The sequence below is a fragment of the Rhizobium sp. CF080 genome (assembly GCF_000282095.2).
Classification (GTDB): domain Bacteria; phylum Pseudomonadota; class Alphaproteobacteria; order Rhizobiales; family Rhizobiaceae; genus Neorhizobium.
Window position 1 is genome coordinate 446,554 of sequence record NZ_AKKC02000002.1, and the last position, 13,801, is coordinate 460,354.

General features: G+C 61.2%; 14 protein-coding genes. 4 read left to right on the forward strand and 10 right to left on the reverse strand.

Annotated features, from left to right (window positions below; all coding sequences use genetic code 11):
• Positions 1–18: 18 nt before the first annotated feature.
• Positions 19–1,413: a leucyl aminopeptidase family protein gene (locus PMI07_RS03395; protein WP_024163524.1), complete on the reverse strand. Its 1,395-nt coding sequence runs from the start codon at positions 1,411–1,413 to the stop codon at positions 19–21.
• Positions 1,414–1,554: 141 nt separating this feature from the next.
• On the opposite strand from PMI07_RS03395, the gene PMI07_RS03400 reads away from it, so the two are divergent.
• Entirely contained in the window at positions 1,555–2,391 is an 837-nt protein-coding gene (locus PMI07_RS03400) for a tetratricopeptide repeat protein (protein ID WP_037085129.1), read from the forward strand.
• 300 nt (positions 2,392–2,691) lie between these two features.
• Here the strand turns inward: PMI07_RS03400 and PMI07_RS03405 are convergent, their stop codons facing one another.
• From PMI07_RS03405 to PMI07_RS03445, 9 genes are all read right to left on the reverse strand, one after another.
• Positions 2,692–3,666 carry a type II secretion system F family protein gene (locus PMI07_RS03405; RefSeq protein ID WP_007752534.1) on the reverse strand — a complete coding sequence of 325 codons (975 nt, stop codon included), beginning with the start codon at positions 3,664–3,666 and terminating at the stop codon, positions 2,692–2,694.
• 12 nt (positions 3,667–3,678) lie between these two features.
• Entirely contained in the window at positions 3,679–4,692 is a 1,014-nt protein-coding gene (locus PMI07_RS03410) for a type II secretion system F family protein (RefSeq protein ID WP_007752532.1), read from the reverse strand.
• A gap of 12 nt (positions 4,693–4,704) precedes the next feature.
• Positions 4,705–6,204, reverse strand: a complete 1,500-nt coding sequence (locus PMI07_RS03415; protein WP_024163526.1) for a CpaF family protein — start codon at positions 6,202–6,204, stop codon at positions 4,705–4,707.
• Positions 6,205–6,219: 15 nt separating this feature from the next.
• The gene (locus PMI07_RS03420) at positions 6,220–7,515 is read right to left on the reverse strand and encodes a Flp pilus assembly protein, ATPase CpaE (RefSeq protein ID WP_007752706.1); all 1,296 of its coding nucleotides are present in this window, start codon (positions 7,513–7,515) and stop codon (positions 6,220–6,222) included.
• 21 nt (positions 7,516–7,536) lie between these two features.
• The gene (locus PMI07_RS03425) at positions 7,537–8,256 is read right to left on the reverse strand and encodes a pilus assembly protein CpaD (RefSeq protein WP_007752704.1); all 720 of its coding nucleotides are present in this window, start codon (positions 8,254–8,256) and stop codon (positions 7,537–7,539) included.
• A gap of 6 nt (positions 8,257–8,262) precedes the next feature.
• Positions 8,263–9,759 (reverse strand): type II and III secretion system protein family protein, encoded by a 1,497-nt coding sequence (locus PMI07_RS03430; RefSeq protein WP_245277100.1) that lies wholly within the window; start codon positions 9,757–9,759, stop codon positions 8,263–8,265.
• Between the two features lie 58 nt (positions 9,760–9,817).
• Positions 9,818–10,627, reverse strand: a complete 810-nt coding sequence (gene cpaB / locus PMI07_RS03435) for a Flp pilus assembly protein CpaB (RefSeq protein ID WP_007752698.1) — start codon at positions 10,625–10,627, stop codon at positions 9,818–9,820.
• Positions 10,628–10,739: 112 nt separating this feature from the next.
• A complete protein-coding gene (locus PMI07_RS03440) occupies positions 10,740–11,255 on the reverse strand; it encodes a prepilin peptidase (RefSeq protein WP_037085473.1) in 516 nt (171 codons plus the stop codon).
• A 124-nt stretch (positions 11,256–11,379) separates the two neighbouring features.
• A complete protein-coding gene (locus PMI07_RS03445; protein WP_007752693.1) occupies positions 11,380–11,568 on the reverse strand; it encodes a Flp family type IVb pilin in 189 nt (62 codons plus the stop codon).
• Between the two features lie 399 nt (positions 11,569–11,967).
• On the opposite strand from PMI07_RS03445, the gene PMI07_RS03450 reads away from it, so the two are divergent.
• From PMI07_RS03450 to PMI07_RS03460, 3 genes are all read left to right on the forward strand, one after another.
• Complete coding sequence (locus tag PMI07_RS03450) at positions 11,968–12,378, forward strand: pilus assembly protein N-terminal domain-containing protein (protein ID WP_007752691.1); 411 nt, start codon at positions 11,968–11,970, stop codon at positions 12,376–12,378.
• A gap of 100 nt (positions 12,379–12,478) precedes the next feature.
• Positions 12,479–13,117 carry a TadE/TadG family type IV pilus assembly protein gene (locus PMI07_RS03455; RefSeq protein WP_007752689.1) on the forward strand — a complete coding sequence of 213 codons (639 nt, stop codon included), beginning with the start codon at positions 12,479–12,481 and terminating at the stop codon, positions 13,115–13,117.
• On the forward strand, positions 13,117–13,710 hold the full coding sequence (locus PMI07_RS03460; protein ID WP_007752684.1) for a TadE/TadG family type IV pilus assembly protein: 594 nt from the start codon (positions 13,117–13,119) through the stop codon (positions 13,708–13,710). Before PMI07_RS03455 ends, PMI07_RS03460 begins: the two co-directional genes overlap by 1 nt.
• The last annotated feature ends 91 nt before the right edge of the window (positions 13,711–13,801 follow it).

A 13,801-nucleotide genomic window follows, 5' to 3' on the forward strand; every position in this document is an offset into this window, starting at 1 on the left:
GTTTGTTTCGGAGCCGTTTTATTTCGCCGCCATGTCGCGGATCGTGCGGTAGAGCGCACGGATCGCAAACGCCTCGCCGCCGACCGGTGCCTGCGGCTTTTCGGCCGCGACCCAGGCGTAGATATCGAAATGCACCCAGCTTTTGGTGGCGGTGACGAAGCGCTTCAGGAACAGCGCTGCGGTGATCGCGCCCGCCATGCCGCCAGAGGGCGAGTTGGTGATATCGGCGGCGCGGGAGCGGATGTCCTTGTCGTAACCCATCCACAGCGGCAGGCGCCACATCGGGTCGGCTTCAGCGCGGCCCGCATCCATCAGCTTGCCGGCAAGCGCTTCGTCATCGGTGAAATAGGGGGCGAGTTCGACGCCGAGCGCAACACGGGCGGCACCCGTCAGCGTCGACATGTCGACCATCAAGTCCGGCGGGTTTTCGTCCGCGTAAGCCAGCGCGTCGGCAAGGACCAGCCGGCCTTCCGCATCGGTATTGTCGATCTGGACGGTGATGCCCTTGCGGCTTTTATAAATATCGCCGGGGCGGAAGGCATTGCCGGAAATGGAGTTCTCGACTGCGGGCACCAGAACCTGCAGGTCCACTTCAAGGCCCGCATCCATGATCATCAGGGCGAGGCCCATGACGTTGGCAGCACCACCCATGTCCTTCTTCATCAGCGCCATGTTGGCGGCACCCTTGATGTCGAGGCCGCCGGTATCGAAGCAGACGCCCTTGCCGACCAGCGTGACGCGCGGATGGCCCTTCCGGCCCCAGCGCATTTCGAGCAGGCGCGGGGCCGAGACGCTAGCTCGACCGACCGTATGGACGAGCGGGAAGTTCTGCTGAAGGAGGTCCTCACCAACGATCGAGGTGACGGTGGCGCCATAATGTTCGCCGAGCGCCCGGAAGGCTGCTTCGAGCTCGATCGGTCCCATCTCGTTGGTCGGAATGTTCACCAGGTCGCGCGCCAGGAAAACGCCGGCAAGCTGGCGCTCGACATCGGCGGCATCGGCAGTGCCCGGGATCGAGAGCCGGACATCCTTCTGCTTTTCGGACTTGTAACGACTGAAACCATAGGTGCCGAGCCCGTAACCGAGGGCCAGATGCGCATCGCCAAGCGCCGAGGTCTCGACATGCCAGTCGCCTGCGGGCAGGAGCTTCGAGAGCTTTCCGGTGATAAAGGGCGCCTCGCCGGGGTCGCTGCCGAGGCCGAGCAGGGCGCTGCCCACCTCACCGCCAGCCGCCGGCACCAGAAGCAGCGCGCCGGCCTCTGCCTTGAAGCCTGCCGCCTTCGCCCAGGCGAGCGCCGCCGCATCAAGCTTGCCTGCCTCGAGGTCGGCCGGCGTCACGGCATGGACCGGCCTGGTCGCCGCTCCTTTCGCGCTGAAGGGAGAGGGACGTTCGATATATTGATAGGGGGTCATGGGGGAAGCCTTCGGAAGCTGCTGGAATCGCTCGTCTTAACGATCTGTTAGGGTTAACAGTTTATTGCTGGAGTGGAAATGCGCTATCTGCCCGCTCCGCATTCGGAAGGCGTGGCACCGGACCGAACGAGACCGCACCCCATGACCGCTTCCGCAGCCCTGACGCCTCGCAAGACCCGCCTCGCCCAGACCGCCGCCTTCGCGCTTCTTGCCGCTCTCTCGGTCACCGGCTGTGCGACAAAGCGCGATGTCGCAACGACAGGCTCGATCCCAAGGGCGGCGGCCGCCTCCATGGACGGAATGAACGCCAACGATCTCGCGAGCACCGAGAAATCGGTCGGTGCGAGTTACGCCCGCGACCCCAAGAACAAGGAAATCGGGCTGCAATATGCGACGGTGCTCGGCATGACGGGCAAGAACGCGCAGGCGCTCGCCGTGATGCAGCAGGTGGCGATCGCCCATCCCGCCGACCGCGACGTGCTGGCAGCCTACGGCAAAGCACAGGCCGGCGCAGGCCAGCTTGAGCAGGCGCTGGCAACCATCAACCGCGCCCAGACACCCGATCATCCCGACTGGCGGCTCTATTCCGCCGAAGGCGCCGTGCTCGACCAGCTCGGCCGCTCTGCGGAGGCCCGCCAGAAATACCGTATGGCGCTCGATGCCCAGCCGAACGAGCCGAGCGTGATGTCGAATCTGGGAATGTCCTACGTGCTTTCCGGCGACCTGAAAACGGCCGAAACCTACATGCGCAATGCCGCCGGCCAGCCGGCCGCCGACAGCCGCGTCCGCCAGAACCTTGCGCTCGTCGTCGGTCTGCAGGGCCGTTTCGCGGAAGCCGAACAGATCGCCCGGCGGGAACTCTCGCAACAGCAGGCGGATGCCAACGTCACCTATCTGCGCTCGATGCTCTCCCAGCAGAATTCCTGGGCAAAGCTCGCCGACAAGGATGGCAAGGGCAAGCCCAACAATACCAACTGACCGGGCTCCCGCATTCCCGACAAAAAACCGGCTTCACGCCGGTTTTCTTGTTTTCGGGATCGAGGCGCCTTTTTAGATAAGGCGTGAAATGACGGTAATGATTCCACCGATCAGGACGAGGTTCACGCAAAGTCTTGTCAGCATCGGGTATCCTCCAAAATCATGTAGCGCGCGATCCGCATTGCGTCAGCAGGCGGACCTTTGTGCGATAAGGAGATATTGAGGGATCGCTGCTGAATGCGGTCTGAAGCCGGAATTCAGCTGGCGTTCACGGTCAGCACGGCGCCACGGCCAAGTCCATCAGAACTTGTCGGCGACCTGGATGCCGGCCGGGCCGAGAATGACGGCGATCAGAACCGGCAGGAAGAACAGGATCATCGGCACGGTGAGCTTCGGCGGCAGGGCGGCCGCCTTCTTTTCCGCCTCGTTCATCCGCTCGTCGCGGCCTTCCTGGGCAAGCACGCGCAGTGCCGAGGCGATCGGCGTGCCGTACCGTTCCGCCTGGATAAGCGCCTGCGTGACGGCCCTGACGATATCGAGCTGGGTGCGGATGCCGAGATTTTCGAGCGCGGTGCGGCGGTCCTGCAGGAAGGAGAGTTCGGCCGTCGTCAACACCATTTCCTCGGCCAGCGGCGGCGACGCCTGAGCCATTTCCTCGGCCACGCGGCGCATCGCCGCTTCCATGGAAATCCCCGATTCGACGCAGATCAGCATCAGGTCGAGCGCATCCGGCCAAGCCCGCTTGATCGAGGCCTGGCGCTTGTTCACGCGGTTGGAAACGTAGATGTTCGGCGCGTAGAAACCGATATAGGCGACGACGATCGCTGCCAGCATGCGGATCGGGAATGGCCGGGTGGCAAGGTTGCCGAGCACGAAGATCCAGACGATGGCGGCCGCGAGAAAGACGAAGGGCAGCAGGAAACGCGCCAGCAGGAACATGTTGAGGGCGTTCTGCGACCTCAGGCCGGCGGCACGCAGCCTGTTGACGGTGTTATCGTCCACCAGCGCCTTGCGCAGATTGAAACGCTCGACGATCTGGCGGACCGACTGGTTGTTCTGGGCACGCAGCGAGGTCTTCGACTGTTCGGAATTCATGCGGGCGCGTTCGCGGGCGCGGATCTGCTCACGCTCGGTGGAGACGGCCTTCATGCGCTTGTCGAGACTTCCCCTTTCGAGGAAAGGGCTCGCCAGCGTGTAGAGGGTCGCAAAAACCGCCACGGCCACCAGAATGGCCATCAGCGTGGTCGGATCGGTCAGCGCCGTTGCCAGTCCCATCGCTCAATCCCCTCAGATATCGAAGTTGATCATGTTGCGCATGACGAAGATGCCAATCGACATCCAGACGCCTGAGATCAAAAGGATCAGGTGACCGCGTGGATCGGTAAAGATGATCGAGATGTATTGCGGCGATGTGAGATAGACGAGCAGCGACACGATAAAGGGCAACGCACCGATGATGACAGCCGAAGCTTTCGCTTCCATCGACAACGCCTGAACCTTGGCCTTCATCTTCTTGCGCTCGCGCAGAACCTTGGACAGGTTGCCGATCGCTTCGGACAGGTTGCCGCCGGCCTGGCTCTGGATGGTGATGACGATCGCGAAAAAGTTCACTTCCGGCAGCGGCATCGTCATCATCATGCGCGTGCAGGCTTCCGGAATGCTGAGGCCCACCTGCTGGGATTCGATCACCCGGCGGAATTCCGTCTTCACCGGCTCCTGGCCGTCTGACGAGATCAGGCGCATGGCATCATTGAGCGGCAGGCCGGATTTGATCGACCGCACCATGACGTCGAGCGCGTTCGGAAATTCCTCCAGGAACTTCTTCTGGCGGCGCTTGACCAGGAAGCCGACGATCCAGCGCGGCAGCCCAACCGCGCTGACGAAGGCGGCACCGACGGCGCCAAGCAGCGGCAGGCCGGCGATCAGGGTCACCAGGAAAACGAAGACCCCGAAAAGGATGCTGAACATATAGAAGCGGCCCATCGTCAGGGACAGGCCGGTCTGGGCGAGCTTGGACTTCAAGCTGCCGTCGCCCATCTTCTTGTTCTTTTCTTCCTGCTTCTTCTCCAGATCCTTGATCGAATCCTGCATCGACTTGCGGCGCTTGGAGAGTTCCTGCACGCGGTCGCGGGCGGCCTTGACCTTGTTCAGGTCGGTTTCCGCAGACTTGACCCGGTTGAGCCGGCTATCGGCCTTCTTTTCCACTTCCATGCGGGAGAACAACAGCCCGTAACAGACCGCCGCCGCGGCGACCGCCACGAGGGCGATGATCGCCACGACGTTGATATCCAGCCCGAACATGGAACCTGCTCCTTAGTCCTTGGTTTTTTCCATCGAGTCGAGGGCCGCGGAAAGGCGCTTTTCCTCGTTGTAATAGCGGGCGCGATCCCAGAAATGCGGTTTCACGATGCCGGTCGACATATGCTTGCCAATCAGGCGGCCATTCGCATCCTCGCCATCGATCTCGTAGCGCATCAGGTCCTGGGTGACGATCACGTCGCCTTCCATGCCGACGACCTCGGTGATCTGGGTGATGCGGCGCGAACCGTCGCGCAGGCGGGCCGCCTGGATGATCACGTCAATCGAGCCGGTGATGATCTCGCGCACGGTCTTGGCCGGCAGCGAATAACCGCCCATGGCGATCATCGATTCCATACGGCTCAGGCATTCGCGCGGCGTGTTGGCGTGGATCGTACCCATCGAGCCGTCGTGGCCAGTGTTCATCGCCTGCAGAAGGTCGAAGACTTCAGGTCCGCGCACTTCGCCGACGATGATGCGTTCGGGACGCATGCGCAGGCAGTTCTTGACGAGATCGCGCATGGTGATCTCGCCCTCGCCTTCGATGTTCGGCGGGCGGGTTTCGAGGCGCACCACATGCGGCTGCTGCAGTTGCAGCTCTGCGGTGTCCTCGCAGGTAATGACCCGCTCTTCCTTATCGATGTAATTGGTCAGGCAGTTCAGCAGCGTCGTCTTGCCGGAACCGGTACCGCCGGAAATGACGATGTTGCAGCGGACGCGGCCGATGATCTGCAAAAGGACGGCGCCTTCCGGGGTGATCGCGCCGAACTTGACGAGCTGGTCGAGGTTCAGCTTGTCCTTCTTGAACTTGCGGATGGTGAGCGCCGGCCCGTCGATGGCGAGCGGCGGCGCGATGACGTTGACACGCGAACCGTCCGGCAGGCGCGCGTCACAGATCGGCGAGGATTCGTCGACGCGGCGGCCGACCTGACTGACTATGCGCTGGCAGATCGACAGGAGCTGGGAATTGTCGCGGAAGCGGATCTCGGATTCGATCGTCTTGCCGGCGACTTCTATGAAAGTCTGTCCGGCACCGTTGACCATGATGTCGGAGATGTCGTCACGCGCCAGCAGCGGCTCCAGCGGACCATAACCCAGGACGTCGTTGCAGATGTCCTCGAGCAGTTCCTCCTGCTCGGAGATCGACATCGCGAAGTTCTTGATGGTGATGATATCGTTGACGATATCGCGGATTTCCTCGCGCGCGCTCTCGGCATCGAGCTTGGCGAGCTGGGACAGGTCGATCGTATCGATCAGGGCCGAGAAGACCTGGCTTTTGGTATCGTAGTAGAGCTCCGTGCGCGCCGGGCGCTTGCGGGCTGCCGATTGCGGCGCAAGCGGCGGCGGCGAAGAAATCTGCTGCCGCTGGGTAACGGGATCGCGCACCGGCTCGGCAAGGACTTCCGGGGCGGCGGACCGCGTCACGACAGGCGCAGCCGAAGCGGATGCAGCAGCCGGCGGCGGCGCTACGCTGCCGCTCTTCCCAAATCCCTCGTTTCCGCGTTTTCCAAACATACCGGTTTCCTGGTGTTATGCCTTCTTGCGCCCGAGCATGCCGAGCATCTTGCCAAGCCCGCCCTTCTTCACCTTCTTCATCGCGATGCGACCCGTGACGACATGGGCGATCTGCGAGAAGGTTTCGGCGGCGGGCGACTTCGCGTCGATTTCGGAAATCATGCGGCCGCTATTGGCAGCATTGCCGAACAGCTGCACATCGAAAGGCAGGATGGCGATCGGCTCGATCTCCAGCGGCTCGATGAAATCGTTCGGGGCGATCTCCGGGCGCTTCGGCATGCCGACCTGGTTGAGGATCAGATGCGGCGCACGGTCGTTCGGCCGAAGCTTCTTCAACGCGTCGATCATGTTCTTGGTGTTGCGCAGGTTGGCGAGATCGGGAACCGCGCAGATCACCACCTCATCGACCTCCGACAGAACTGCCCGCGTCCATTCCGTCCAGCCGTGCGGAACATCCAGGACTGCGACCGGAGCGCTGCGCTGCAGGAGCTCGATGATCGGCGTGAACGCGTTGCGATCGAAATCATAGGCGCGATCGAGCAGCGACGGGGCCGCAAGCAGCGAGAGATGCTCCGAGCACTTGGTGAGAAGCCGATCCAGGAAGACCTCGTCCAGACGTTCCGGCGCGAAGACGGCTTCCGCGATGCCCTGTGCGGGGTCCTGATCGAAATCGATATTGGCCGTGCCGAAGGGCAGGTCGAGATCGGCGAGGATGGTTTCGGTCGAAAACAGGCTCGAAATACCGAAGGCGCAGTTATGCGCGATGGTCGAGGCGCCGACCCCCCCCTTGGCGCCGATGAAGGCAATCGATTTGCCGAGCGGCTCCGCTTCGGGATCCACGAAGATCGCTGAGATCGACGCCAGCATGTCCGGCATCTGCACGGGACCGACGAGATATTCGGAAATGCCGTTGCGGATCAGCTCGCGATAGAGCGAGATATCGTTGTAACGGCCAACGACGATGACCCTGGTCGAAGGGTCGCACACTTCCGCAAGCGGCGTGAGCTCATCGAGCAGGTTCTTCGGCTCGGACTCGGTTTCCAGGATGATGAGGTTCGGGGTCGGGGTGGATGAGAACATGTTGGCGGCAGCACTGGTGCCGCCGATCGTCACCCGCAGGTTGACCTTGGCCATGCGGCGGTCGCGGGCCATGCGATCGACCACGCGCTGCATGGTCTCGCTCTCGCAGAAGGCATGGATCGAGATGCGCGGCAGCGGACGCAACGCATCGAAATCGCCCGGACGGTCGGCGTCCTCGGCAAACCCTTCACCCTGGCCGGGAGTGCGGATTTCGTAGTTGATCGCGCTCATCGTGTTCTCCGGTTCACTGGCTTAGGGCGTCGTGGTGCCACTGGATTCCCCGCGGTAATCGCTGATGACCTTGGCGCGCTGCGCCGCATCGATCGGCGTGATGGCGCGCGGGGCGATGAGGTCCGTGGGGCTGGCGACCTGGGCTGCGAGATTGTTCTGGCTGGCACAGCCGAAATTGTACCAGTTCTTGTTCCCGAACGTGTTGTCCGACAGGTCCGCCGGCCACTCGCCGCACTGGCCGGTCATCGCCTTGGTCGTGACGTAGGAAAGCCGGATCGGCGCGGCATCGCCATTCGGCGAGGCAGCGTAGCTGCTCATCAGGATCCGCTGCGGCTTGATGCCGGAACGCGACAGTTCACGGCGGATATCGCCCGCCAGATGCTGGGCGGCACCGGAATTATACGAGCCGTAAGGCACCTGGATCTGGATCACGCCGGCCGGCGAGGACATAAAGTTCTGCGCAAACCCCTTGACCGTATCCTTCATTCCGGTCGTCAGGCGGACATCGCCCGATGCGACCGGGATATCCAGCGTCGACTGGCCTTCCGCCAACACGATCGGATGTCGGGTGCGATAGTCGTCGGGGATGGAGCCGGTGGTAAGCTGGCTGTTGCCGCAGGCCGACAGGAGCAGGCCGGACACCACGAGCGCCAAGGCTATCTTGCTGCGACGGAACCTGGTCGTACCCTCGGTCATGGCATCCTGTCCTTCGGCGGAGAATTTCTGGGTTTCAATGTCCATGACCGCTCACTTGTAGATAAAGCCGACGGCGCCGTGATACTGGCCCGCCGCGACGGGTTCCTTGCGGCCGTAGATCTTGTTGACGCGGTTCAGGAAGAAGGTCGCGGCATCGTTTTCCGGATTGAAGTTGTCGTCAGGCCGGGCGATCTCGCTGCGCGCAACGGGACGGACCAGATAAGGCGTCGCGATGATCACGAGTTCGGTTTCGTTGCGGACAAAGTCCTTGCTGCGGAAAAGCGTCCCGAACACCGGAACCTTCGAAATTCCCGGAAGGCCGGACATCGCCTGGCGGACATTGTCCTGCACCAGGCCGGCAATGACGATCGAGCCGCCGGAGGGCAGTTCGACCGTGGTCGAAGCCTCACGCTTGCGGATCGACATGTAGGTATTGCCGGGGATCCGCAGCGAAGCGCCGTTGCCCGTCACGGCCGACCCTTCGTAGGTCGGTTCCGACACGTTGGTTTCGATCACCAGGCTGATGCGTCCGGGCGACAGGACCACCGGTTTGAAGTTGAGCTCAATGCCGTAATCGACCGTGTCGACCGACTGCGTCACGGTGCCCTGCTGGCCATCGACTTCCTGCTGTCCAGGCAGGCGGTATTCACCGCCCACATAAAATTTCGCTTGCTGGCCGGAAATGGCAGTCAGGCTGGGTTCGGCAAGCGTGCGCATGACGCCCGCCTGTTCCATGGCGTTCATGTAAGTCGAAAGACCGACATTGCCGATGTTGCCGGACATAACGCCTTGAGCAGCCAAGCCGACGGCATTTCCCAGATTGGCGGGATTGGCGAAGGAAATCGAGCCTTTAGGGCCTGTCACGGAACCGTTGAAACCGAGCTGCTTCAGCACCTGCCGGCTGACTTCCGCAACCGTGACCTTCAGCGTGACCTGGTCCTCGCCCTCGATCGTCAGGAGGTTGACGATCTGCGACTGCTGGCGGGTTTCGGCAAAGATATCCGCATCGCCGTTATTGCCCTGAGCCGTGATATTCCGGGTGGTCGCCTCACCGCCCTTGAGGAAGGCGGTGGTGAGCTTTTCGGCCTGCGCCGAATCCTGCGGCGTCCGGACGCTGCCGGACAGCACGATGTTGTCGGAGATGATCTCGACCTTGATATTCGAATCCGGCAGGAACCGGCGAAGGTTCTGCTCGAGGCCGGAAATATCGCGCTCGATTGCCACGTCGAGGCTGACGATCTCCTCGCCGTTGGGTCCGAATACGAAGATATTGGTCTGGCCGACAGTCTTGCCGAAAAGATAGATACGGCGGGAGGTGCGCGTCACCGCGTCAGCCATGGTCGGGTCGGCGACCAGAATGTCATGGGCATCGGAAGGCAAATCGACAACCAATGCCTTGTTGAGGCCGAGCTGCAGCCGTTTGCGTATGCCGGGGCCCCCGTCGGTGATACGAACGACGGTGTTTTCGGCCGCCAGTGCTTGAGCCGGTTCGAGGCTGATCGGGGCAATATCCAGCGAAACGCCGGAAAAGGCGAGGCAAAAAGCCATGCCTGCCGCTGCCGAGCTACGAATCTTGTGTTTCAGACTGTTCACTTGAACGCTCCGTTCATTTCGCCTGCACCGTCGCCGTGCTCTTGACGATCGCCCCCGATTTGATGACCTGGATATCCGCCTTGCCATCGCCCCCATGCAGCAAATAGTCCGGAGCCACCGTGTCGGCCTCCTGCGAATCCGCGACCGAGCGCAGCGCAAGCGTCAGCCGCTGAGCCATCTGCTGGGCTACGGCAATGACCTTTGCCTGGTCCGGCGTCAGTTCCAGCGTCGCCGTCGTGCCGACGACAGATTTCTTGCCGTCCTCGCTTTCCTGGACCTGCTGGTCGATCGCCAGGACGCGAACGTTGCTGAGGATGTTTTCGGTGATGTAGTTGCCGCTGTCCTTGTTCTCCCGCACCATGATGATGTCGACGCGATCATTCGGCAGCACGAAGCCGCCGGCGCCCGTGGCGACGGAGATTTCAGTGGCGACGGCCCGTTTTCCGGACGGCAGCAGCGAGGACATGATTCGGCTGGAGGAATCGGCGATCTTCTCGGCCCGCATCGGCTCGCCCTTGAACATCGGCATCCGGACCACGACGCCCTGAAGCTCGGTCATCGCGTTCGGCCGCGTCGAATCGGTGATGAACCCGTCGACGATGCCGCTCGACGGCCAGGACATCCACTGCATCGACTTGTCATTCAGGCGGCTGCCCACGGGCAGGTTCTCGGCCGAAACGAGCACCTTGACCGTCGGCTCCTTCTGGATGACGGTTTCCACCAGTTCGGGTGCCTTCGTGCCGGAAAGGCGCATGGCGAGCATGCCGGCAAGGCCCGCCGCCACCACGGCAACCGCGAGAATAATGATACGGGTGGGCTTCATGGCCATTCCTTGAGGGAACACTAATTCCCCCGAAGCATGGCCTCCAATGGTGTAATTATAGTTAATGAGAAGCTTACAATTCTGGTTAACGCGATCTTTCCATCGCGGACCTCTATTGAAGCGCCTTCATGGCCAACGAATATATCGGGGCCTGCTCGAAGGTCAGGAAGCCGGCAATCGCGATGGCGATACCGTAGGGGATCTTCTTGGCATTGACCAAGGATGCCGGCAGCGGAATGCCCATCGCCATGACCGATCCAGCCTGCGAGCGCAGAAGGAGGAAAACAAGGGTCACAGCGCCGCCGACATAACCGACGGTGACCAGCAAGACGAGAAGCGAATGATTGAAGCCGAACCATATGGCAGTCGCGGTCAGGAGCTTCGCATCGCCGCCGCCCATGACATTCAAGGCGAATAACGCGAAGCATACGGCAAACACCAAGAGCGCAGCCAGGAGGTTCAGGCCGATCACCGGCCAAGGCAGCCCCGCAAACGGGGCCAGGCCCAGGAACGCAAGGACCGCGATCACTGAAATGCGGTTGGGAATGGTCATCGTGAACAGGTCGCTGACCGCGGCAATGGCCAGCGCGAGCGGAAGTACCGTTAGAATTAGTATGGCGATAGCCATATCAGCCATGGTTCACCCGATCTCACAGCCGGTGCACTTAACAGATTGCGAGAGCCGCCGATTGGCGACTCTCGCATAAATCATAGAGCTGAGGCGATACGGCTGAGCTGCAGCCGCTGTAATATCAGCACGAGGTAGCGCTGTTGCCGCAGCTGAGCTTCGTGGCGATGTTGGCAAACTGGTTGTTCAGCGAACCGCCGAGGGTCGTCGCGCCGGCGATCAGAGCAACAGAGATGAGGGCTGCGATGAGACCATACTCGATGGCGGTCGCACCAGACTCATCTTTCATAAAACGAGCGAAAATCTTCGACATGGAACTCTCCTAATCCACATTTGTTGTTCAGCACTTCCCGACAACTGTTTCCGTTGTTCGGATGACTGCAATCTACAGACGGACGATTGCTATCGGCTTAAGGAACATCGTTACCCTCCCGTTAATGGAGGATTGCCGGTTGCGTGGTAAACGAAGGGGAAAGAAAAAAGGTGGCATTCGAGCGGCCGCTCACCCCTCTAAAAAACCCCTAATGTACGTTTTTTTTCATTGCGTTAATTGCCAGCAAGAAATCTGAAACTGACCCGACCAGCCGAAATCCCGACCAATCGGCAATGGTTAAGAGGAGATCAAAAACGCCCTCCTGTGCCGCTTAACCCTTCATTCACCAATCGCATCCATTCTTGGCGGACAACAAACCGCACCTAAAGGCCGCCTCCAATGCTGTTCCGTAGCGTCATGGTTCGACTCGTCACCCTGTGCGGTGTCGTCTTCGCCGGTGCAGGGCAAGCGGCTGCGCAGGATAAACCGGATCTTCTTCGCGTATTCATGAATCACGCGCGCGTGCTGAAGCTCGACAGGCCGGTCAGCAAGGTCATCGTCGGCAATTCCAACGTTGCCGATGCCACCGTTGCCGATTCCACGACGATCGTCCTCACCGGCCGCAGTTTCGGCACGACCAATCTCGTGCTGCTGGACGCCGAGGGCAATGCGATCGCCGACGAACGCATCCTTGTTTCCATCGACGAGGGGAACACGGTGCGCGTCTTCCGGCAAACGGAACGCTCCATCCTCTCCTGCACACCCAATTGCGAGCAGCACGCCGAGTTCAAGAACACCGGTACGCCCTGATCGGGGACAGATGGTTAAACTGCGGACGATCGCTGCAACGGAATCTCAATAATCCAACCGTACGATCGGCATGCTCAAACCGGGCTGTCGGACGGAAACCATGTGCCAGGATCATGACGATACCAGAAGCGGTGCGCCAATACCTGTGAGAGGTAAAGGCGCATGGCGGCGGATCATCCGCTCCAAGGATGGAGCAGCCGCAATCGAATTCGCGCTGCTGGCCATTCCCTATTTCCTGATCGTCTTTGCGATCGTCGAAACCTTCATTGCCTATACGGGAGAACAGCTTGTCGCCAATGCCGTCGATACGATGGCGCGCAAGCTCAGGACCGGCAACATCACCTACGGGCTCAATCGCAGCACCGACAAGAACCAGACGGAATTCCGCCGCGCCTTCTGCGATGAAGTATCGATCCTGATCAAGTGCAGCGAGGACGAAATCACGACGCCGGATAAGCTTCAGCTCGATGTGCGCTCGTTCGCCAGCTTTGCCCTCATTCCGACGACAATTCCGCGCTCGACGTCCGGCGGCGCTTTCGGGGAGCTCGATACGTCTTCCTTCGCCTATGCACCAGGCCCCGCGAAAAGCATCAACATGCTGCGCGCCTATTACCGCTGGGACGTCGTCACCGATCTGATCCGCCCTTATATCACCAACGTCCGGCCAGCGGACGGCGGGCGCCCGAGCTATTTCCTGATCGTCGAGACATCCGCCTTCCGAGTCGAGGACTATCCGTGATGGAAGACCAAAAGCCTCAGCCACAGAAGCGATATCGCGGCCTGCTGATCCGCCTCAAGCAGTTCGCGACCGACAGGCGCGGCGTCGGCGCGGTGGAGTTCGCGCTGATCGCGCCGCTGCTTCTCAGCCTCTATATCACGTCCTTCGAGATCACCATCGGCCTCAGCGTTTCCAAGCGGGTGACGCGCAGCGCCAGCACGATCGCCGATCTCGTGACCCGGGAAACGAGCGTCGACAAGACGATGCTGACAACGATGAAGGACGTCACCGCAAGTCTCTTTGCGCCTTACACGCCCGATACGCTCAACATCAAGGTCACCGGGGTGACACTCGATGCCACTGGCAATCCGACCGTCGCCTGGTCATGGGACCAGGATAGCGGCAGGCCCTATGTTGTTGGTTCGGCGGTCCAGGTGCCGTCCGATATGCGCACCGCCAATTCATTTCTTGTCCGGGCCGAAGTCTCGGTCCACCATGAGCTCCTGATGTTCATGCCCGGTCTTTTGCCGAACAGCGTCCAGGACCTCACCATTGCGCGGGAATATTTCTACCGCCAGCGCCTCGGAAACAACGTCAGCTGCACCAATTGCTGAGGCGCACTGGACGTTATCCCCTTTGCTAATGCATGCCCACGGCTATATGAATCCCGATTCGAGCCGGCTAAGAGAACTGCCGGGCGGACGA